The sequence below is a fragment of the Streptomyces sp. NPDC001903 genome (genome assembly GCF_042891345.1).
In the GTDB taxonomy this organism is placed as follows: Bacteria; Actinomycetota; Actinomycetes; order Streptomycetales; family Streptomycetaceae; genus Streptomyces.
In genome coordinates this window covers 215,161-236,535 of record NZ_JBIASZ010000003.1, presented here as the reverse complement: position 1 = coordinate 236,535, position 21,375 = coordinate 215,161, and the positions used below count along the sequence as shown (strand labels likewise).

The 21,375-nt window shown below is 72.1% G+C and carries 17 protein-coding genes; 2 read left to right on the top strand and 15 right to left on the bottom strand.

Annotation, left to right across the window (positions count from 1 at the left end; all coding sequences use genetic code 11):
* Nucleotides 1–49 precede the first annotated feature (49 nt).
* The 15 genes from ACFYZS_RS07785 to ACFYZS_RS07715 form a co-directional block, all read right to left on the bottom strand.
* Nucleotides 50–1,426: an FAD-binding oxidoreductase gene (locus tag ACFYZS_RS07785; RefSeq protein WP_389007898.1), complete on the bottom strand. Its 1,377-nt coding sequence runs from the start codon at nucleotides 1,424–1,426 to the stop codon at nucleotides 50–52.
* On the bottom strand, nucleotides 1,423–1,746 hold the full coding sequence (locus ACFYZS_RS07780; RefSeq protein WP_389007896.1) for a hypothetical protein: 324 nt from the start codon (nucleotides 1,744–1,746) through the stop codon (nucleotides 1,423–1,425). The genes ACFYZS_RS07785 and ACFYZS_RS07780 overlap by 4 nt, the downstream gene beginning before the upstream one ends.
* Nucleotides 1,743–2,132, bottom strand: a complete 390-nt coding sequence (locus tag ACFYZS_RS07775; RefSeq protein ID WP_389007895.1) for a cupin domain-containing protein — start codon at nucleotides 2,130–2,132, stop codon at nucleotides 1,743–1,745. Before ACFYZS_RS07775 ends, ACFYZS_RS07780 begins: the two co-directional genes overlap by 4 nt.
* 149 nt (nucleotides 2,133–2,281) lie before the next feature.
* Nucleotides 2,282–3,049: a response regulator gene (locus tag ACFYZS_RS07770; protein WP_389007893.1), complete on the bottom strand. Its 768-nt coding sequence runs from the start codon at nucleotides 3,047–3,049 to the stop codon at nucleotides 2,282–2,284.
* Between the two features lie 152 nt (nucleotides 3,050–3,201).
* Complete coding sequence (tsrT, locus tag ACFYZS_RS07765) at nucleotides 3,202–4,908, bottom strand: tryptophan 2-C-methyltransferase (RefSeq protein ID WP_389007891.1); 1,707 nt, start codon at nucleotides 4,906–4,908, stop codon at nucleotides 3,202–3,204.
* Between the two features lie 30 nt (nucleotides 4,909–4,938).
* Nucleotides 4,939–6,150 carry an acyl-CoA dehydrogenase family protein gene (locus ACFYZS_RS07760; RefSeq protein WP_389007889.1) on the bottom strand — a complete coding sequence of 404 codons (1,212 nt, stop codon included), beginning with the start codon at nucleotides 6,148–6,150 and terminating at the stop codon, nucleotides 4,939–4,941.
* 21 nt (nucleotides 6,151–6,171) lie between these two features.
* Nucleotides 6,172–7,386, bottom strand: a complete 1,215-nt coding sequence (locus ACFYZS_RS07755; protein ID WP_389007886.1) for an acyl-CoA dehydrogenase family protein — start codon at nucleotides 7,384–7,386, stop codon at nucleotides 6,172–6,174.
* A 30-nt stretch (nucleotides 7,387–7,416) separates the two neighbouring features.
* Nucleotides 7,417–8,715 carry an ATP-grasp domain-containing protein gene (locus ACFYZS_RS07750; RefSeq protein ID WP_389007884.1) on the bottom strand — a complete coding sequence of 433 codons (1,299 nt, stop codon included), beginning with the start codon at nucleotides 8,713–8,715 and terminating at the stop codon, nucleotides 7,417–7,419.
* The gene (locus tag ACFYZS_RS07745; protein WP_389007882.1) at nucleotides 8,712–9,995 is read right to left on the bottom strand and encodes a lysine N(6)-hydroxylase/L-ornithine N(5)-oxygenase family protein; all 1,284 of its coding nucleotides are present in this window, start codon (nucleotides 9,993–9,995) and stop codon (nucleotides 8,712–8,714) included. Before ACFYZS_RS07745 ends, ACFYZS_RS07750 begins: the two co-directional genes overlap by 4 nt.
* Nucleotides 9,992–11,272 (bottom strand): ATP-grasp domain-containing protein, encoded by a 1,281-nt coding sequence (locus ACFYZS_RS07740; protein WP_389007880.1) that lies wholly within the window; start codon nucleotides 11,270–11,272, stop codon nucleotides 9,992–9,994. The genes ACFYZS_RS07745 and ACFYZS_RS07740 overlap by 4 nt, the downstream gene beginning before the upstream one ends.
* Nucleotides 11,269–12,603 carry an MFS transporter gene (locus tag ACFYZS_RS07735; RefSeq protein WP_389007878.1) on the bottom strand — a complete coding sequence of 445 codons (1,335 nt, stop codon included), beginning with the start codon at nucleotides 12,601–12,603 and terminating at the stop codon, nucleotides 11,269–11,271. The genes ACFYZS_RS07740 and ACFYZS_RS07735 overlap by 4 nt, the downstream gene beginning before the upstream one ends.
* Complete coding sequence (locus ACFYZS_RS07730; RefSeq protein ID WP_389007876.1) at nucleotides 12,600–13,694, bottom strand: NAD(P)/FAD-dependent oxidoreductase; 1,095 nt, start codon at nucleotides 13,692–13,694, stop codon at nucleotides 12,600–12,602. Before ACFYZS_RS07730 ends, ACFYZS_RS07735 begins: the two co-directional genes overlap by 4 nt.
* Nucleotides 13,691–15,226, bottom strand: a complete 1,536-nt coding sequence (locus tag ACFYZS_RS07725; RefSeq protein WP_389007875.1) for a class I tRNA ligase family protein — start codon at nucleotides 15,224–15,226, stop codon at nucleotides 13,691–13,693. Before ACFYZS_RS07725 ends, ACFYZS_RS07730 begins: the two co-directional genes overlap by 4 nt.
* The gene (locus tag ACFYZS_RS07720; protein ID WP_389007873.1) at nucleotides 15,226–16,509 is read right to left on the bottom strand and encodes a lysine N(6)-hydroxylase/L-ornithine N(5)-oxygenase family protein; all 1,284 of its coding nucleotides are present in this window, start codon (nucleotides 16,507–16,509) and stop codon (nucleotides 15,226–15,228) included. Before ACFYZS_RS07720 ends, ACFYZS_RS07725 begins: the two co-directional genes overlap by 1 nt.
* 141 nt (nucleotides 16,510–16,650) lie before the next feature.
* On the bottom strand, nucleotides 16,651–18,057 hold the full coding sequence (locus ACFYZS_RS07715; RefSeq protein ID WP_389007871.1) for an MFS transporter: 1,407 nt from the start codon (nucleotides 18,055–18,057) through the stop codon (nucleotides 16,651–16,653).
* 138 nt (nucleotides 18,058–18,195) lie between these two features.
* Between ACFYZS_RS07715 and ACFYZS_RS07710 the strand changes: the two genes are divergently transcribed.
* Both ACFYZS_RS07710 and ACFYZS_RS07705 read left to right on the top strand, forming a co-directional pair.
* A complete protein-coding gene (locus tag ACFYZS_RS07710; protein ID WP_389007869.1) occupies nucleotides 18,196–18,597 on the top strand; it encodes a DUF1992 domain-containing protein in 402 nt (133 codons plus the stop codon).
* 61 nt (nucleotides 18,598–18,658) lie between these two features.
* The gene (locus tag ACFYZS_RS07705; RefSeq protein ID WP_389007868.1) at nucleotides 18,659–21,370 is read left to right on the top strand and encodes a SpoIIE family protein phosphatase; all 2,712 of its coding nucleotides are present in this window, start codon (nucleotides 18,659–18,661) and stop codon (nucleotides 21,368–21,370) included.
* The last annotated feature ends 5 nt before the right edge of the window (nucleotides 21,371–21,375 follow it).

Sequence of the window (21,375 nt, the reverse complement as noted above, 5' to 3'; positions counted from 1 at the left end):
CCGGGGGAGAAAACACGCGCCGGCGAGATCGCGTACTTCCCGCGGACCTTCAGGAGCCGATGGCCTGGGCGAAGGTGAAGAAGCCGTCCGGATCCACCCGTTTCTTGATCTCCACGAGCCGGGGATAGTTGGCGCCGTAGTACGCGGTGCGCCAGTCCGGCCGGTCCGGGTCGATGAAGTTCTGGTACGCGCCCTCGCCCGTGTACGGCGCGAGCGCCTCCCCCAGCTCCGCCAGCCAGCGCAGGTTCGCCGCCACGGTGGCCGGGCCGTCGTGTTCGACCCAGGAGGTGTCCATGCTGACCAGGAACTGCGCCGTGCGGTGGACGAAGGCGGTGTCGGCCGGGGCCACCCGGTTGATCGCGCCGCCCCAGGTGTAGAGGGCCAGTCCGCAGCCGTCCGGGTTGCCGCTGCCGGGCCGGCGGGCGAGGTGGGCCAGGGCGGCGGCCACGGCCTCGGGGGGCAGCGGCCGGTCGGCGAAGCCCGTGCGGGCGGCGAAGGCCCCGGCCGAGGTCTCGTGCAGCAGGTAGTCCTTGGCCTCCCAGAACGTGCGGTCGGTGATGTCCTCGCGTACGGGCCGGGTCGCCGCGAGGACGGGGGCGAGCAGCTCCCGCAGCTCGCTCGCGGGGCCGAGGTGCAGTCCGACGGTCGATACGACGGGGTCGGCGCCGCCCGCGGCCGCGACCCCGAGGCGGACCGAGAGCTCGTCCGGTGCGTGCCGTGCGGCCTCCTGGACCGCGGCGAAGGCTTCGAGGGCGTCGGCCCCCTCCCACAGCAGCAGGCAGGTGGAGACGTCCGGCACCGCGGCGGCCTGGAAGGTGAAGGAGAGGTTGATGCCGAAGTTCCCGCCTCCGCCGCCCCTGCAGGCCCAGTACAGGTCCGGGTTCTCCTGGGCGTCGCAGGTCAGCACCTGTCCGTCGGCCGTCATGAGGGTGGTCCGCACGAGGGCGTCCGCGGTGAGGCCGAGCTTGCGCGAGGTGGAGGAGGAGCCGCCGCCGAGGGTGAGGCCGGCGATGCCGACGGAGGCGCCGTTGCCCAGTGCGAACGCCATCTCGTGGGGCTGGATCGCGGCGTGGACCTCGGCCATGCGGGCCCCGCCGGCGGCCGTGACGAGCCCGGTGGAGCCGTCGGCGGACACGGCGTTCAGCGCGCCGAGGTCGACGACGAGGCCCGTGGCGACGCTGTGGCCGGCGTAGCTGTGGCCGCCGCCGCGGGCGACGAGGCCGACGCCCGTGTCGCGGGCCCATTCGATGGCGTGCCGTACATCGGCCTCGTTCGCCACGGACAGCACCCCGTGCGGGGTGATCGAGGCGAAGCGGGTGTTGAACGGCGCGCTGGAGGCCCGGAAGCCGGTGTCGCCGGGCCGCAGGACGCGGCCGGCCACCGTCTTCTCCAGCCGCTGCCAGTCCGCCTCGGACGCGCCGTTCACCGCACCTCCTCGATGTAGGAGATCCCGGTCGCGGCGTGCGGTCCGTAGCGCTCCCAGACCTCGCGCAGCCGCAGGCGGCCGTCCTCGGCCCGCTCGGGGGTGTTGACGGTCCGCCCGCAGACCACCTCGCCGGTGGCGAACACGAGGGTGTAGCCCATGGAGAGGACGCCTTCGGGGGTACAGGTGCCGACGGTCCAGCCGCGGCGCACCTCGCCGCCGAGCACCTCTCCCCAGACCAGGTCGCCCTGCTGGTGGTAGACGGCGACGGTCCGCGGGTCGCCCTGCGGCTTGCGGAACCTGCGGCCGTCGTAGTCGATCACGGGGCCTCGTCCGTGGCCGCGAGGAACTCGGCCGACATGCTCCGGCCCCACCAGATCGCGTAGTAGGAGAAGTCCTCGTCGTGTCCGTTGACGATGTGGTGCTCGATCCCGCCCTTCATCAGCGCGATGTCCCCCGCGGCGAGCTGCCTGCGGCGGCCGTTGCAGACCACCTCGGCGCGGCCGGCCATGGCGATGAACATCTCGCGCTCGTGGTGGGCGTGCGCCTCGGACACGTCGCCGGGGCGCAGGACGCACCAGGCGCCTCGGAAGGGGGCCTGCAGACCGGGCCACGGGTGCAGGAGTCTGAGGTCCAGGCCGTGCTCCCGGAGCAGATGGTCCGGCTCCGCTGTGCGGATGTCCACGTCGGGGTGTTCCTGGTCGGTCAACTTTCCGCTCCGATCGACGTCTTTGGCGGCCGGAATACCGAATTCGTCCGTTTCGATGTTCCGGCGACGGGCGACGCCGATCAGGCTAGGAGCAGGCGGCTCCCTTTCGACAGGGGAACTATTCCCCAGTCGAAAGGGAATCTGCCGGATCAACCATGGCCCAGACCCGCGTCCCGGGCGAGCACGATCGCCTGGGACCGATCGGCCACGCCGAGTTTTCCGAATATCGCGGAAACGCGGTTGCTGATGGTCTTGGAGGCGAGCACGAGCTCCCGGGCGATGGCCGCATTCGACTTGCCGGCGGCGATGCGTTCCAGGACGTCCCGTTCCCGGTTGGTCAGCTGGGGGAAGGGATAGCCGTACTGCCCGGTCGGCGCCGGACCCATCAGCGCCCCGAGCCGGTTGGCGATCGACTTGTCGACGATTCCCTCGCCGGCGGCGACGGCCTGGATACCGCGCAGGATCTGGTCCGCGTCGGCGAATTTGAACAGATAGCCGCGCGCACCGGCCTGGAGCGCCGCGGTGATGACCCGGTCGTCGTCGACCGAGCTGAAGACGAGAATGCCCGTTTCGGGCCATAACCTCAGCACTTCGGAGATGACCCGCATGCCGGCGCGCTCGTCCATGAGCGGGTCGACCACGAGGACGTCGGGCCGGCAGCGGGAGGTCTCCGCCATCACCTCGTCGGCCGTGGCGGCCTCGCCGACCACCGATATCCCCCCCGAGCGCTCCAGTACGGAACGCACGCCGTGGCGGATCGCCGGCTGGGCGTCGGCGAGTACGACGGTGACGGTGGCGAGGGGTCTGGCGACGACCGCGAGGTCCCCGTCGGGCCGCCGGCCGGCGAAGTCTCTTCGTACCTCACCCTGTGACGAGAGTGGCCGGAGCAGCCCCTTGATGTCTGTCGTCTGATGCATTTCTACCTTCCCCCCGACTCGATCTCATACGGTGGCTCAGGGCCGACCGGCCGTTACCAGAATGGTGCACGGGCCAGTCTTACCGCAACGGTCGGGGGGATATCCGTATGGCGCGATAACCATGTCGGCAACCACATTCACATCCGGCCACGTCAGTTTTCGGCGGACTCTGCCATTCCTACCTCTTGTGCCCGGCGAAGAATTGCCTCCCGGTCCCGCCAATGCGCCCAGAACGCTCCCGTGTATCCGAGTCCGCTGAGACTGGTAAGGAACGGATTGTCCGCGTAGTTGTTGTCGTGTTCGCTCATGCCCGCCAGCGTCGGCAGCATGACCCTGTGGTGGTCGGAGGGGTGTACGAGCTCCCAGAGCAGTTCCACGGACCGGCGCCGCAGCCCGGACGGATCATTGACCGTTTCGGCGTCCTCCTGGAGATCCGGCGAGAAGTAGCAGACGAGGCGGAAGTTGCCCGACGCGTCGAACATGAACTGCCGCTCGTACTCCACCGGGCCCGAACACCGGGCGAGCGGCTTCAGCACGATCGGCTCCGTGGCCGTATTCGACTGGAGTCCGGGCACCGTCCGCACCCCGTCGCACTGCTCGGCGATCGCGATGCCGAGCGGCGTGTACGGGAAGAGGCGCAGCCCCAGCGAGAAACCGGTGACGGTGGCGTCCAGCGCCATGAACGCCTCGACGCATTCGCGCATGGTCTGCGCGGTCTCGCCCGGCATGCCGAACAGCGCCTCGACCATCGTCATCATGCCGTGGGCGTGGCACAGCCGGACCAGGTTCTCGGTGTCGGCGAAGGAGTAGTACGTGGTGCCCTTCTCCGTGACCTTCCAGCCGCGCAGCATGTCCTGGCGCAGGTGGTCGGAGCCGACGTTGACCCCGCGGCAGCCGGCGGCGGCGAGCAGCTCCGCGAACTCCTCGTCGAACGGCGAGGGCTGGCAGTAGACCCACAGCCGCAGCTCGTTCAGCGGATTGCCGGGGTCGGCGTGTTTGCGCCGGACGATCTCGCGCAGCAGGTTCTTCGCGTGGTGGATGGAGAGGTTGAACTCGCTGTCGGTGGTGTGCTGGTCCAGGATTCCCTGGGCGGCGAGCGACTGCATCTCGTCGACCACGGCGGCGATGTCGCGCCGGCCGAACCGGGTGCCCTTCGCGTCCGGCTCCACGCAGTGCGAACAGCGGTAGGTGCAGCCGTTCTTGGTGAGGATTCCGGCCAGCCCGCCGCGCTGGTAGTACAGGAGGTTGTCCACCTTGTGCGGAGAGCCGGAGCGGCGCCGGTACGTCCCGGCCCGGTCCACCTGCCACACCCGGTCCTCGAACTGCCCGCCGGGCAGCGGCGGCGCGCCGCGCCGCGGCGCCGGGATCAGCGCCGGCGGCGGTACCCGCGTGACCCCCTCCCCCGTGTTGCGCAGCAGCCCGGAGACGGTGCCCGTGTCGCGGCCGGTGACCAGGGCGTCGGCGAGGTCGCAGATGATCTGCTCGCCGGGGCCCTTGACGCCGAAATCGATGCCGAAGTAGTCGACGAGCGCGAAGGGCATGGAGGAGAAGCCGATGCCGCCGCCGACGATCGGTGCGTCGGTCAGCCGCCTGATCTCGGTGATGATCTCCTTGTGCTCCCCGATGAAGGGGCGCTGCTCGAAGGCGTAGACCGTGTCGGTGTTGCGTATGGTGACGCCCACCAGCAGCGGGCTGCGCGCCCCGAAGTACTCGCAGAGGTACGACTTCCAGTCCTCCCGGTGAAACGTCAGGTCGACCACCTCGACGTCGAAGTCGGCGGCCTCCAACGAGGTGGTGAGCACGTCGAGCGCGTAGGGCGCGATCGGCGGGTGCACCTTGTTGGGATTGACCAATAACACGAGCCCTCTGCCCATCGGTTTCTTCTCCCCTTACTTGACGATGCCGAGGCAGATGCCGAATTCGGGCTTCGAGCCGAGCAGATAGGCGCCGGCCGACTGGAGAATGCGGTCCTGCGCGGTGGCGTGCTGGCACATGGTGGTGGTGTCGCGCATCCAGCGGTCCATCGGCGACGACTGGTGGATCGACCAGGTCTGGAGCAGGTCGAAGAGCCTGCTGACGATCGACCGCGCGGTGCGGAAGGCGTGCACCCAGCCGATCGGGGAGGCGGCGCGCTCCTCGGGGGTCAGGTCGTCCAGGGTGCCCCCGGCGGCCAGCACCTCCCACTGGCGGCGCTGGCTCCCGTACACCCCGCCCCGGGTGGCGAGGAGGTCCGCCTCGCACTCGGCGAGCGTGACCTGGGTCCGGAAGTGGTCCTTCCAGGCCACCCCGGTCATCCGGTCGACCCGGGTCCGGGCGATCTCGCGCGCGTGGTCCAGGGCGGCCCGGGCCACCCCGAGCGCCACCCCGCACATGCTGCGCGTGAACGCGTCCGGCTGGGCGAGCGGGCCGGGCCGGCCCCGTACCTTCCCGAAGCTGTAGGTGTGCTCCTCGGGGACGAAGACGCCGTCCATCGTGTAGTCGCAGCTGCCGGTGCCGCGCATCCCCATGGTGTGCCAGTTGTCGATGACCTCCACCCGGGCCCGGGGCACCAGGAACTGCTTCGACTCGTGCGGATTGCTGCCGTCCGGGCTCGCGTACGGCCTGCCGTCCTCGTAGACGAACGCACCCGAGGTCACCCAGTCGCAATGGGTGATCCCGCTGCCGAAGGACCACCGGCCCGAAAGCCGGAAGCCGCCGGGAACCCGCTCCGCGTGACCCGTGGGCTGAAGCAGCCCGGCCATGATCGTGTCCGGGGTCGGGAAGACCTCCTTGGCCACCCGCTCGTCGAGGAAGGCGCTGAAGATGCCGCCGCTCGCGCCCATCACCGCGCACCAGGCCGCGGAGGCGTCCCCGTGCGCCAGCGTCTCGACGACCTCGGTCTGTTCCATGGTGGTCAGGGCCAGGCCGCCCAGCTCGCGGCCGAAGGCCATCCGGAACACCCCGGCGTCGCGCAGCAGGTCCACCACGTCGGCCGGCAGCCGCCGCGCCTCTTCGATCTCCGCCGAGCGCTCCCGCAGCTGCGGCGCCAGCTCCTTCGCGCGGGCGAGGAGCTCCGCCGCGGTGGCGGGCACCTCGCCGCCCGGGGTGCGGGTCATGGTCATGTGATCGCCTTTCACTTGGCCCTACTTGACGATGCCGAGGCTCATCCGGAACTTGGGCGGCCGGCCCAGCAGGTAGGCGCCGCCGGACTCGAGGATCAGGTCCGAGGCGGCGACGTGCTGGCACATGGTCGCGGTGTCGCGCATCCAGCGGTCCATCGGCGAGGACCGGTTGATCGACCAGGACTGGAGCAGGTCGTAGAGCCGGTTCACGATCGCCCGCGAGGTGCGGAAGGCGTGCACCCAGGCGAGCGAGGAGGCCGCCCGCTCGGTGGCGGTGAGATCGTCCAGCGTGCCGCCGCCGGCCAGCACGTCCCAGTGCCGCTGGGAGCTGCTGTGGACGCCGCTGCGGGCGGCGTGGAACTCCGCCTCGCATTCGGCGAGGGTGACCTGTACCCGGAAGGTGTCCGCCCACGGCGTGTTGGTCATCTTGTCCACCCGGGTGAGCGCGGTCTCCCGGGCGTGGTCCAAGGCGGCCCGGGCCACCCCGAGCGGCACGGCGCACAGGCTGCGCATGAAGGAGTCGGGCTGGGCGATCGGGGTGTCGGTGCGGCCCCGTACCTTGTAGAAGGTGTACGTGTGCTCCTCGGGCACGAACACGTCGGTGATCGTGTAGTCGCTGCTCCCGCTGCCGCACAGGCCGGTGGTGTCCCAGTTGCCGACGATCCCGACCTCGTGGGCCGGCACCAGGAACTGGCGCGACGCGTGCGCGTTGCTGCCGTCGGGACTCGCCCACGGCTTGCCGTCCTGGTAGATGAACGCCCCCGAGGTCACCCAGTCGGCATGGGTGATCCCGCTGCCGAACGACCACCGGCCGGAGAGCCGGAAGCCGCCGGGTACCCGCTCGGCGTGTCCGGCGGGCGCGATCAGCCCGGCCGTGATCATGTCCAGACTCGGGAACACCTCCTTGACCACGGCGGGGTCCAGGAAGTTGCTGATCGCGCCGGTCATCGCGCCGATCGCCGCGCACCAGCCGGCCGAGGCGTCCCCGTAGGCCAGCGTCTCCACGACCTCGGCCTGCTGCGTCGACGTCAGCTCGGGACCGCCCCATTCGGGCCCGAAGCACATCCGGAAGACTCCGGTGGCGCGCAGCATGTCCACGACGTCCGCCGGGAGTTGCCGGGCCTGCTCGATCTCCGCCGACCGCTCCCGCAGCCGCGGGGCCAGTGCCTTGGCCCGCTCCAGGATCTCCGCCGCGGTGGTGGGTGCTTCGGTGCCCGGGTTCCGGGTCGTGCTCATGCGTTCCCCTCGGGTGGTGGTGTGTGCCGCTCATTCGTCCACGTCGAGCAGGCCGGCCGGCATCTCGAACGGCGCGTCCGGATCCGGCGGTCCGACCGGCTCCGCGTCCAGCTCGACGAGCGCGGCCGCCGCGTCGAGCCGGTCCAGGCAGGTCCGTGTGTCGTCGGCCTGGCACACCACGAAGGAGTGGCGTGCCAGGTAGCCGCCCGGGGGCAGCCGCAGGGTGGTGCCGGGCTCGGCCATCGGCGCCGCGCGGACCAGGCCGGGCGCCTCGGCCGGGACGGTGACCGAGCGCAGCAGGCAGTCCCGCTCGGGGTAGCCGAACCGGATGCCGGCGACGGCCCGCCGGGTGGGCCGGGTGTCCGGGCGCTGCCCGGTGGCCACGTCGAACAGCACCTCGCCGGGCTCGATCCCGGTGGCGGTCCGGCCGAGGAAGGGGATCAGGTCCCCGCCGAGCCGGCCGTTGACCTCGATGATCAGCGGGCCGCGGTCGGTCAGCCGGACCTCGCTGTGGGTGATGCCGTCCTCGATGCCGAGCACCTGGTGCGCCCGGGCGAGGGTGCGCATCAGCTCGGGGTCCGCCATCAGCGGGTCGGCCGCGTCGACGAGGTGGCCGACCTCCTCGAAGTACGGCTGGTCGCTGCTGTGTTTGCGGGCCACGAACAGCGGGAGGTACTCCCCCTTGTGGACGGCCCCGTCGATGCTGATCTCCGGCCCGGGCGCGTACGCCTCGACGATGGCGCTCGCCCGGTAGGGCCCCGGGTCGACCTCGCTCGCGGCCAGGGCGATCCGGAACGCCGCGGCCAGCTCGCTCTCGTCGGCGGCGAACACGACGCCGATGCTGGCGCCCATCGCCCGCGGCTTGAGCACGACGGGGTAGCCGATCCGTTCGGCCGCCGCCGCGGCCTGCGCGGCGGTGGTGGTCAGCTCGAACCCGGGCTGGAAGAGGCCCGCGGCGGTGAGCTCGGAGCGGGTGAGCTCCTTGTCGCGGCAGCCGCGTACGCCGGGCGCCGACAGCCCCGGCACCCCGAACTCGGCGGCGAGGAGCCCGGCGTCCAGGACCAGCGGCTCGTCCCAGCACATCAGGCCGACGATGCGGCGGCGTGCGGCGACCTCGCGGGCCGCCGCGCCCATCGCGTCCGAGTCGAAGACGTTGGCGACGATGATCTCGTCGAAGTACTCGTGCTGCCAGGTGGGGTTGAGGTTGTTGAGCAGCACCATGTCCAGGCCGGCCGCGAGGGCGCGGCGGCGGATCGGTGCGACGAGGTACTCGCGGTACACCTTCAGCCCGCTTCCGATGACCAGCAGGGTCCCCTTGTCGGCGGTCATCGCGCGCTCCCGGCTTCGCCGTCGGCGCGGCGGGCGAGCAGGTCGGCGAGGATGTCGTGCGAGCGGTTCGCGAGGACGCTGATGAGGGAGTCGGCGATGCCGTGGGTCTCCTCGTTGACCCCCTGCAGGTAGACGGCTCCCCGGGCCGAGTCCCCCAGTCGCACCCGGTGGGCCCTGCTGACCTCGACCTCGTCGATCCCGACGCGGGCGGCCAGCTCCCTGACGAGGGCGGGTTTGCGCGGGTCGTATCCGGTGCCGAGGAGCACGAGGTCGCAGCGCAGCTGCTCGGTCTTGCCGCTGAGGCGGTCCCGCAGGTCGAGTACGACGTCCCCGTCCTCGACTCGGGCCCCGACGACCTCGGTCATGGCGCGCACCTCGGACCGCTGGGGGCCGAGGGCCTTCTGCCGGTAGAGCATCGTGTAGAGCTCGTCGAGGAACGGCGGCGCCAGACCGGCGTAGTTCGTCAGCCGCATCTCGTCGAGGACCTGCGCCCGGACCTCCGCGGGGCTGTCGTAGAACTCGTCCACGAAGGACGGGAAGAAGAGCTCGTTCACGAACTTGCTCGTCTGGTAGTTCTGCAGTCCGATCGACCGCACCAGCATCGTCACGCGGCTGTTCGGCAGGTTCTCGTGCAGCGCGTAGAACATCTCCGCGGCGCTCTGCGCCCCGCCGACGACGACGGCGCGGACCGGCTCGTCCTTGGGGATCCGGCCGATGCGGGTCCGGTACTGGGCACTGTGGATCAGCCGGTCGGCCGGCAGCCCGGAGAAGACCTCCGGTACCCGCGGGTCGCGGCCGCCGCCGACGACGAGGTCCCGGCAGCGGATCTCGTCCCCGTCCGTCAGCCGTACGTTCCACCCGGCCACCGAGCCGTCGACGGACAGCACCGGGTCGACGCGTGCGGCCCTTGCCCCGTACTGGATCCGCACCCGCTTCAGCGAGGTGGCGACCCACTGGAGGTAGTCGGAGAACTCCCACCGGTAGGGGTGGAAGGTGCCCAGGTTGATGAACTCGTCCAGCCTTCCCTGCTCGTGCAGGAAGTTGAGGAAGGTGAACCTGCTCGACGGGTTCCGCAGCGTCACCAGGTCCTTCAGGAAGGACACCTGGCTGCGCGCCCACGGCATCAGCAGGTCACGCTGCCATTTGATGTCCGGACTCTGCTCCAACAGGAGCGTCCCGTCGGCCAGTTCGGGCGAGCCCGACTCCTCTATGGCCACCGCGAGCGCCAGATTCGCCGGGCCCGCGCCGATCGCCAGTACCCCGACCTCCCGCACCGTCACGCTTCCTCCTCGATGTCGATCCGGACCGAGGCCGCGGCGGCCTCGGCCCGCCGCAGTGCCTCGGCAGAGCTGTCGGCGGTGGCCATGACGATCCCCGCCCGGTCCCACGAGTGGCGCAGCCCCGTGAACCGGTCCCCCGGCTCGGCGGTGACCGCGACCAGGAACACGCCGTCGACCTGTCGGGCGCGCTCGACGCCGTGCACGGCCGCGACCCGGCCCGGGCCGGCGGCCAGGAACCGCACGGCGGCTCCGCCCTTGGCCCGCCGGGGCAGTTCGGCGGGCGGGTCCTCGCCCTTCAGCACCGCGTAGTAGCTGCGCATGAGCTCCACGGGGTAGGCCAGTTGGATGGTGTCGACGATGCCCCCGCCGGCGAGCCGGCCCGCGCATTCCACCAGGTACGGGACGCCGTCCGAGACGATCCACTCGCAGTGCACGATCCCGTCGCGGAAGCCGACGGCCGCGACCACGCGTTCCGTCTGCGCGCCGAGCTCCCGGGCGAGCTCCTGCGGTATGTCGGCCGGCACGGTGTGCGCCATCTCCACCGGGTGGGGCCCGGGGAAGAGCTGCTTGCCGGTGACGTTAACGAACAGCGGGCGTCCGTCGCGTACGAGCATCTCGACGCTGAACTCCGGCCCTTCGACGTACCGTTCGGCGAGCATGGACACTTCCATGGGCCGGTCGGGCACGAAGACGCCCTCGTCTTGGACGAGGCAGTCGGCCCAGGCCCGTTCGACCTCGGCCGGGTCGTGGATCACCCGGGTTCCCACGGCGGCCTGCCGGTTGGCGGGCTTCAGCACGACGGGCCCGTCCTGGCCTCGCAGGAACTCCCGTACGTCGGCCGGGCCGTTCACCCGTACGCTGGCCGGGCACGCGATCCCGGCCGCCGCGCCGACCTGGCGCAGCAGGGCCTTGTCGCGCAGGATCTGCGCGGCCCCGAGACCGGAGCCGGGCAGGCCGTAGCGCTCCGCGAGGCGCGCGGCGAACGGGGTCGCGTACTCGATCGCCGGGACCACCGCGACGGGGTCGAGGTCGGGGTGGGCGTTGTGGAACTCGTCTGCCTTGCCGGCCAGGTGGTACTCCCACTCGATCAGGCCGCGGACGAACGCCACCCCATCGAGTTGCTCGTGCACGTGCCGCTTGCGGACGACGTCGGGCTCCTCGATGTAGATCACCGAGTCGTCCGGCTGGAACTCCCCGATCGCGGCGAGCGTGACTCCGACGAACCCCACGATCAGGACGGGTCCGGTGGCCGCCCGCGGCCGCTGCCGCCCGCTCATGACGCACCTCCGACGACTTCGGGTTCGCCCTCGGCGCGCGGCCCCGCGTCCTTGGCCGGGGCCGGTTCGGGCGGCTGTCTCACACCGGCCAGGGCGAGGAGTCCGGCCGCCGCGGTCACGATCCCGCACAGCAGCCAGAACCCGCCGCCGAGCCGGGTCCAAAGGAAGACGCCGAACAGCGGGGCGAGGGCGGAGGCCGCCCCGCCCACGGCCTGCATGGTGCCGATGTAGCGGGCCTTGACCGCCGCGGGGAACGTCGCCGGATGGGCGAACATGCTCGGGGCGGCGATCATGATCCCGAAGACGACCAGGACGGCGCCGGCGATGGTGAACGCGCCGGACCGGGAGGACAGTCCGTAGACGGCGAGGCCGGCGGCCTCCACCAGGTGGCCGGTGATCACCCGTACGTGCTTGGGCAGCCTGCTCAGGTAGGCCGTGATCTTCAGCTCGCAGGTGATCAGGACGACGGAGGACACCGTGAGCACGGTGCTGTAGAAGCTGGTCGGGTAGTCGTCCTTCGCCAGCTCCAGCGGCAGGGCGATGTGGCCCTGGGCGTAGGTGAGCGAGCCGAGCAGGATCGCGCCCAGGTAGAGCAGGTACCTGCGGTCGCGGAGCATCGCGGCGTACGCGGAGCGGCTGTCGGCTGTCGGCTCGGGCGCGGGCTCGTGCTCGTGCTCGTGGTCGGGCTCGGGCTCGGCGGATTCGCTCCCGGCCCGTCCCGGGGCTTGCGCCTCCGTGCCTTGTTTCGGGAGCAGGGCGAAGGCCAGCAGCGCGTAGACCAGCGCGGTCCCGCCGTCGATCCAGAACAGCAGGTCCCAGTCGACCAGGATGACGACCGCGGCGATCAGCGGGGCCAGGGCGGCGCCGATGTTCAGCGCGATGCGCATCATCGAGAACGCCATGACCTGGTAGCGCTCCGGCATCAGGTCGCTCAGCAGTACGGCGGCCGCCGGCCGGTACGCCTGGGTGAACAGGCCCGCCAGAGCGACCACGACGAGCAGCGGCCACAGCGTCCCCGGCCCGCTCAGCCAGGAGATCGAGCCCACCAGCGGGGCCGAGGCCGCCATGGCCGTCATGATCGTGGCGCGCGGGCCGAACCGGTGGGTGATCTCGGCGCCCAGCATCGTGCCGAAGATCGAACCGATGCTGTACGCGACGAGCGCCAGGCCCGCCGCGCTGACCGACGCGCCGCGAAAGGTCAGGTACAGCACGAGGAACGTCTGTACGAACGCGCCGAGTTGGTTGACCAGTACGCCGCCGAGGAGATAGCGGACCGGTGTCGGTGTCGCCTTCAGCGCATCGACCACCCGGACCGGAGCATCGTCCGTCATGCCGCCCCTTCCCTGAAATCCCTCACGTCGCTCAAGTCCTTCGGGTCGTTCAAGACGCCGGCGATGTGGCCCGCGACGAGCGGGGCCGAAGCGAATCCGGAGCCGCCGCACGCGGCCCGCGCCCAGACGGCGGGACCGACGCGGGCGAGCAGCGCGCCTCCGGTCCCGGCGTCGGCCGCGTAGTGGCAGGTCTTCACCGCGGCCACGGTGTAGCGGTCCAGGTCCCGCAGCGGCGCCGCCGCGGCCAGCCGCTCGACCCAGGGGGCCTGGTCCTCGGCCCCGCCGTCCGCGGTGGCGGCCACCTCGCGGCAGACCGCGTCGGAGCTGATCTTCAGGAGCGTGCCGTCCCCGGGCGGTACCGCCCACCCCAGGCCGTCCGGGCCGAGCCCCCCGGCCGCGGGCGCCCGCTGCCACCACCGCGCGGCGTCCGGCGGCGGGTGGAGGTAGACCATGGTCTGGCGGTGCAGTACGACCGGCCGCCCCCCGAGCAGGTCGCGGGTCCACGGGCCCGCCGCGACGAGGACGAGGTCGGCGCCCAGCCGCTCTCCGCCGGCCGGCCGGACCGTGCCGGAGCCGGTGTCGACCTCGGTCACCGCGCAGTACGGCCGCAGGGTCACCGCCGGATGCGCGCCGAGCCACCGGGCCGCGGCCTCCAGGGCCCGGTCCGCGAGCAACACCCCGGCGGCCTCGTCCAGCAGGCCGGCCGTGTCCGGCGGGAGGACCATGTGCGGCAGCGCCTGCCGCTCCACCGTCCGTACGCGGACCCCCGCCTCCGCGGCCGCCGCGGCCAGCGCGGCGAGGCGCTCGCGGGGACGGGCGGAGACCACCGCGACCGGGCGGAACAGGCGGGTCCCGAGCAGGGCCTCCAGTGTGCGCCACCGGCGGTGGGCCGTGGTCATCCGGCGGGTCGCGTCCGCGTCGTCCGGGCTGAACGTGCGGATCACCCGGTGCTGGTCGTACGAGGTGGAGCGCGGGTTGGGGATCGGGCCCCTGTCCAGCACCGTCACGCGGTGCCCGGCCAGCGCGCACTCCACCGCGGTCAGCAGCCCGGTGACCCCCGCGCCGACGACCACGACCGCCGCCGCGCTCACCGTCCCGGCTCCGCCAGGCGCGGCAGCCGTACGGGGGTGAACTCCGCGGCGTCGGGCGCGGCGGGGATCGCGCGGTCCGGGAGGGCCTGCCCGGCCAGGTCGATCAGGAGCGGCGCGGCGCACCGCAGGAACACGTCCACCTCGTGGCAGAAGTCTCCGGCGTCGGCCGGTCCCGCCTCCCACCGGTCCAGCCGGGCCAGCTGCTCGGACAGGGTGAAGGCGGCCGCGGTCAGGTTGAACCGGCGGATGTCGTAGGCGGCGGCGAAACGCTCCAGGAGGCGTGCGGCCGCGTCCCGGGACCGCTGGGACACCGGCAGCGGTCCCTGCCCGGCCCAGCGGTCGGCCTTGTCGGCGACCCGGTTCCACGGCCGTACGAGCCGTTCGCCGGTCACCCGGTCCAGTGCCTCGCGGGTGAAGTTGGTGCGCTGGAAGTCCGGGCTGGTCGCGGCGAGGTAGAAGCGGATGACGTCGCGGGGCACCTCGGCGGCCAGTTCCCGGCCCGATACGACGTGGCCGCGGCTGGTGGAGAACTTGTCGTGGTCGAGCTCGTAGAACTCGTTGGTGACGAAGTGCTCGGGCAGCACGTAGCCGCCCAGCGCCTCCAGCATGGCCGCCCCGACGACGGCGAAGGCGAAGCCGGCGTCGGACCCGAAGAAGTACACGACCTTGTTGCCGGTCTCGGAGAACCACAACTCGTCCTCGGCTCCCAGGACTTCGCCGCGCTGCTCGGCGGCCAGCGCGCTGCAGTGCATGCTCCACGCGATGGTCTCGGCGTCCGCGTAGATCACCTGGCCGGCGACCTCGGGGAAGGGGGCGGGGATGCCCCAGCCGATGGGGAGGGTCACGGGGTAGTCCGGGAGCGGCCGGGCGAGGATCTCCTCGATCATCTGCGCCAGGCGCGGTCGCATCGTCGCGCTCTGCCGGGCGAAGTACGCGACGAGCGCCTCGCGGTGGTCTTCGAGCGGCAGCACCAGCACCTGCTGCTCGCGCAGTTCGACCGGGTCCTCGGGGTGCAGGGTGGAGCGCGGTTCGATCAGGTCGCCCGAGGCGATCCAGTGGCCGCAGTTCTCGCAGAGCCCGGCGCACCCGTCGGCGAGGCACACCGGGCAGCCGCCGCGGACGTACGCGTCGGTGAGGAACTCGCCGGTGCGCGGCGCGTACGGGAACCTGACGCCCCGCAGCCGGAGTTTGCCGCTGCCGTGCAGGCGCTCGAAGAAGGTCCGGACCGTCTTGACGTACCGGTCGCCGAACCGGACGAACCCGTCGGGCACGATGCCCATGGCCGTGAGGGTCTCCTCCACCTGTCCGGCCGACCGCACGCGCAGTTCCTCCGGCGGCACGCCCAGGCGGCGGGCGGTGGTCACGATGTAGTTCTGCGTGAAGTGCACGCCGGTGCCGAACAGCACGTCGTGGCCGGCGGCGCGGGCGTACCGCGCGCAGACGTCGGCGGCGAGGAACGGTCCGGCCAGGTGGCCGAGGTGCAGATCTCCGTTGGCGGTCGGGCCGGGGGCGATGACCAGTGTCCGCTCCATCAGGCGCTCCTGGATTCGGTGCCGCCGGCGCGGCGGGCGAGCAGGTCGGTGAGGATGTCGCGGGAGCGGTGGGCGAGGACGCTGATGAGGGAGTCGGCGATTCCGTGGGTCTCCTCGTTGACGCCCTGCAGGTAGACGCCTCCCCAGGCCGACTCGCCGAGTTCCACCCGGTGGGCCCGGCTGACCTCGACCTGCTCGATCCCCAACCGGGCGGCCAGTTCCCTGACGAGGGCGGGTTTGCGCGGGTCGTATCCGGTGCCGAGGAGCACGAGGTCGCAGCGCAGCTGCTCGGTCTTGCCGCTGAGGCGGTCCCGCAGGTCCAGGACCACTTCCCCGTCCTCGACGCGGGCCCCGACCACCTCGGTCATCGCGCGCACCTCGGACCGCTGGGGGCCGAGGGCCTTCTGCCGGTAGAGCATCGTGTACAGCTCGTCGAGGAACGGCGGCGCCAGACCGGCGTAATTCGTGAACCGCATTTCGTCCAGCAGCTGCGCCCGGACTTCCGCCGGGCTGTCGTAGAAATCGTCCACGAAGGAGGGGAAGAACAATTCATTGACGAATTTGCTCGTCTGGTAGGTCTGCAGTCCGATCGACCGCACCAGCATCGTCACGCGGCTGTTCGGGAGGTTCTCGTGCAGCGCGTAGAACATCTCCGCGGCGCTCTGCGCCCCGCCGACGACGACGGCGCGGACCGGCTCGTCCTTGGGGATCCGGCCGATGCGGGTCCGGTACTGGGCACTGTGGATCAGCCGGTCGGCCGGCAGCCCGGAGAAGACCTCCGGTACCCGCGGGTCGCGGCCGCCGCCGACGACGAGGTCCCGGCAGCGGATCTCGTCCCCGTCCGTCAGCCGTACGCTCCAGCCGGCCACCGAGCCGTCGGCCCCGCACACCGGATCCACCTGCGCCGCCCGCGCCCCGTAGCGGATCTCCACGCGCTCCAGCGATTCGGCGACCCACTGGAGGTAGTCGGAGAACTCCCACCGGAACGGGTGGAAGGTGCCCAGGTTGACGAACTCGTCCAACCGGCCCTGCTCGTGCAGGAAGTTGAGGAAGGTGAACCTGCTCGACGGATTCCGCAGCGTCACCAGGTCCTTCAGGAAGGACACCTGGCTGCGCGCCCACGGCATCAGCAGATCGCGCTGCCATGTGACGTCGGGACTCTGCTCCAACAACAGGGTTCCGTCCGCCAATTCGGCGGAACCCGACTCCTCTATGGCCACCGCGAGCGCCAAATTCGCCGGACCGGCACCGATCGCCAGAACACCGACCTCCCGAACAGCCACACTTCCCCCTCGAACGCAGTGATCCCAGTCGCGGACAGGCAGTAGCGAGGCTAGATTTCCGCCGTTCCCGAGAGATAGGGGAACTTGTCCCGTCGAGTGGGGAATCTGGGCGGGGAAGGGGTGAGCGGGGAAAGCGGGGCGTCAGGACACCGGTGCGGGATCGCTCCCCGTCGCGCTGCGGGATCCGGCCGGCGCGGCGCCCGCGGCCTCCGCTCCCGCCATGGCCTCCAACCGCCGCAGGGCGAACCGCCGCTGGACGACCGAGACCCCCGCGACGGCCGCCCCGAGCACCAGCCAGCCCGCCGGTCCGGCCGCCATCACCGCGCCGGTCAGCAGCATCGGCCCGGCCGACTTCTGGATGGACTGGGACATGCCCGCCACCCCCAGGTACGAGGCCTTCGCGTCCCGGGGCGCGAGGGAGACGGCCAGCTCCCAGGAGCTCACCGAGCGCAGCAGCTCCGCGGCCGTGGCCAGCACCGCGGCGGCCAGCAGGGCGATCGAGGCGGCCCAGGCCCCGTGTTCGGGGGTGAGGGCCAGGAGCACACAGCTTCCGAGCAGGGTCAGCCCGTACAGCCGGGCCGCTCCGGCGGCCTCGCGCGGCCGCCGGACCCTCGCGGACACGGTCATCTGCAGGGCCACGACGAGCACGGTGTTGATGATGAGGAAGGCCGGGACCACGGCGTGCGGGGCGTCGGTGTGTTCGATCAGCCACAGCGGCAGCCCGACCCCGAGGATCGAGTCGTCCAGGCACAGCGGGATGTCCAGGAGGACGAACCGGAGGTAGCCGCGGTCCCGCCAGGGATTCGCCACGCCCGGCCGCCCGGCCCCGGGCGCCTCCGCGGTGTCCGCACCCTTCGCGGCGCCCTCCGCGGCATCCGCCGCCGCCCCGGCCGTCGCCCCGCTCCCGGACCCGTGCGGCTGCTCGCGGGTCCGCCACACCAGCGCCGCGGCCAGGACGAACGACAGCGCGTTGCCCAGGATGAGGACTTGGTACGCCTCGCGCGTGCCCACGGCGAGGCCGACGGCGGCGAGGCCCGCGCCGAGCGCGTACCCGGCGTTCGCCACGCTGCGCGACAGCGCCTGGTACGTACCGCGCCGCTCGCCCGCCGCCCGCGTGGCGAAGAGCATCTCCAGCATCTTGGCCGCCCGGTCGCCGAGGGAGGTCACGGCGACCACGAGCAGAAGCACCTCGAAGCGGGTGAACACGAGCAGGGCGCAGATCGCGGCGAGGCGCAGCAGGTGACAGCCGATCAGCAGCGTGCGCGCCGGGAAGCGGGCGGCGAGGTGCCCCGCCAGGGGCGATCCGGCGATGCCCGCCACGCCGGCGGCGCCCAGCAGCAGGCCCAGCTGCCGCCCGTCCAGGCCCGCCACGAAGGTGAAGAAGAGGACGGAGGCCGCGGCCCACACCCCGGTCCCGGTGCGGTCGAGCAGCTGGGCGAAGAGCATGATCCGGGCGTCCCGCCCGCCGGGCGGGCGGCGCAACTGCGCCAGCAGCCCGGTCCCGCCCTTCCGGTCCGTCCGCTTCCCCGCGCCGCGCCGCCAGATCATTCCGGGCCTCCGCATCCCCCGCCAAAGTATCTCGATATCGAGATACCTCGCGGTAGCCTGCCCGAAATCAATCTTGACGTCAAGATAAATCCGCGGCCCCCGCCCCCTAGGCTGGGCGCACGGACGAGAGGAGCAGTCGTGACCGACCGCAAGCCACCGGGCGTCAGCGTCGAATCCTGGGTGGACCGGCAGATCAGGGAGGCCGCCGAGCGCGGTGAGTTCGAAGGGCTCCCGGGCTTCGGCAAGCCCCTGGCCTCGATCGACGCCCCGTACGACGAGCTGTGGTGGATCAGGGACAAGATGCACCGGGAGGGGTTCGCCGCCCTGCCGCCCGCACTCGCGCTGCGCAAGGAGGCCGAGGACGCCCTGGAGGCCGCCGGCGCCGCCCGCTCGGAGCGCGAGGCGCGGGCCATCCTCACCGGGATCAACGAGAAGATCCGCGCGGCCCTGCGCCGCCCGCCACCCGGCCCGCCCCTCCACCTCACCGAATTCGACGTCGACGAGGTGCTCAGGACCCGGCGGGAGAGCCGGGCCGACTGACGGCGCGCCCGGACGCGGCAGTGGCCGCTCTCCCGGCCGCGAACCACCGACAGTGCTACAAATGGTTCGTGACCCATCCTTGCAACCCGTGCCGGGGACGTCGGTGCGGTCACTGAGCCAAAAGCGCCCGCGCAGCGTCGCCCGACAGGTATTCGTCCTTCAGGTGGCGATCGTGGTGCTGCTCGCCGCCAGTGCGGTGCTCGCCCTCGTACTCCAGTCCCGCCACGACGTGGACCGCGAGGCCCGGACCCGCTCGGTGGCGGTCGCGCAGACCTTCGCCCATTCGCTCGGGCTGCGCCAGGCCCTCCTGACCCCCGACCCCTCCGCGATCCTCCAGCCGCTCACCGAGGTGACGCGCAAGGACGCCGGGGTGGACTTCATCGTCGTGATGAACGACCAGGGGGTCCGCTACACCCATCCGCTCCCCGACCGCATCGGCAAACAGTTCGTGGGCACCATCGCGCCCTCACTGGCCGGCCAGGTGTACACCGAGAGCGTGAAGGGACCCCTGGGCCAGGAGATCCAGGCCGTGGTGCCCGTCTTCGCCGACCCCTACAAGGACGGCGGCAAGGTCGTGGCGCTGGTGTCCGCGGGCCTCACGGTGAAGAACGTCACCGGCGTGTTCCAGCGGCAACTGCCCCTCATCCTCGGCACCAGCGCGGTCGGCCTCGCCCTCGCCACCGCCGGCGCGGCACTGATCAGCCGGCGCCTGCGCCGCCAGACCCGCGGGCTCGGCCCCCTCGAGATGACCCGCATGTACGAACACCACGACGCGGTGCTGCACTCCGTGCGCGAGGGGGTGCTGATCACCGACGGCGGCGGCCGGCTCCTCCTCGCCAACGACGAGGCGAAACGTCTGCTCAGGCTCCCGCCCGACGCGGAGGGGCAGCACATCCGGCAGCTGTCGGGCCTCGACCCGCAGATGGCCGACCTCCTGCTGTCCGGCCGGGAGACCACCGACGAGGTGCACGAGGCCGGGGACCGGCTGCTGGTCGTCAACCAGCGCGCGACCCGCCCCCGCGGCAGGCCCGAGGGCACGGCCGTCACCATCCGGGACACCACCGAGATGCAGGTGCTCAGCACCCGGGCCGAGGCGGCCCGCAAACGGCTCCGGCTGCTGTACGACGCCGGCGTCGGCGTCGGCACCACCCTGGACGTGGAGCAGACGGCCCAGGAGCTCGCGGACGTGGCCGTACCGCGCTTCGCGGACTTCGTCACCGTCGACCTGGCGGAACCGGTTCTCCTCGGCGACGAGCCCACCGCCGTCAAGTCCGACCTGCGGCGCACCGGGGTCAGCGGCATCCGGGACGACGTCCCGCTCTACCCGCGCGGCCGGCTGATCGACTTCCTGCCCTCCACCCCGCAGGCGCGCGGACTCAACAGCGGCCGCGCCGAGCTCGTGACCAACCTGGCCGACGCGCCGGGCTGGCACGCCCAGGACCCGCCGCGGGCGCGGGCCATCGTCGACTACGGAGTGCACTCCCTGATCACGGCCCCGCTCAAGGCCCGCGGCGCCGCCCTCGGCGTGGTCAACTTCTGGCGCTCGGAGAAGGAGCCCTTCGACGAGGAGGACCTGACGGTGGCGGAGGAGCTCGTCGCCCGCGCCGGGGTCAGCATCGACAACGCGCGCCGCTACACGCGCGAGCACGCCCTGGCCGTGACCCTCCAGCGCAGCCTGCTGCCGCGCGACCTGCCCGAGCAGAGCGCCGTGGAGGTGGCGCACTACTACCTGCCCGCGCAGTCCGGGGTGGGCGGCGACTGGTTCGACGTGATCCCGCTGCCGGGCGCCCGCGTCGCCCTCGTCGTCGGCGACGTCGTCGGGCACGGCCTGCACGCCGCCGCGGCCATGGGGCGGCTGCGCACGGCCGTGCTGAACTTCTCGTCCCTGGACCTGCCTCCCGACGAGCTCCTCGCCCGCCTCGACGACCTCGTCCAGTACATCGACCAGAGCGTGGCGGGCGGCGACGGCGCCGAGGGCGGCCTGATCGGCGCCACCTGCCTGTACGCCGTGTACGACGCGGTGACCCAGCGCTGCACGGTGGCCCGGGCCGGGCACATGCCGCCCGCGGTGGTGCGCCCGGACGGCACCGTGGAGATCCCGGAGCTGCCCGCGGGGGCGCCGCTGGGGCTCGGCGGCTTCCCCTTCGAGTCGGCGGAGCTGGACCTGAGCGAGGGCACCCAGCTGGTGCTCTACACCGACGGGCTGATCGAGGACCGGGCCCGCGACATCGACGAGGGGCTCCTCCTGCTCCGCTCGGCCCTGGCGCACGCGGACCGCAGCCCCGAGGAGACCTGCCGGGAGGTCCTGGCGGAGCTGCTTCCGGTGCGCCCCCGCGACGACGTGGCCCTGCTGGTCGCGCGGACGTCGGCGCTGCCGGCGGACCGGATCGCCGAGTGGGAGGTCCCGTTCGAGCCCAGCGCCGTCGGGGCCATGCGGGCCGTCGCCATGGAGAAGCTGGAGGAGTGGGGCCTGTCGGAGCTCACCTTCGGTACGGAGCTGGTGCTGAGCGAGCTCATCACGAACGCGATCCGGCACGGCGCCGAGCCGGTCCGCGTACGACTCCTGCACGACCGGGTGCTGACCTGCGAGGTCTTCGACGGCAGCAGCAGCTCCCCGCGGCTGCACTACGCGAAGACCACGGACGAGGGGGGCCGCGGCCTCTTCCTGGTCGCCCAGCTCAGCCGCCGCTGGGGGGCCCGCTACACGCCGGAGGGCAAGGTCATCTGGTCGGAGCAGCCCCTGCCGGATCCGGAGGGAACAGACCCGGCCTGACGTGG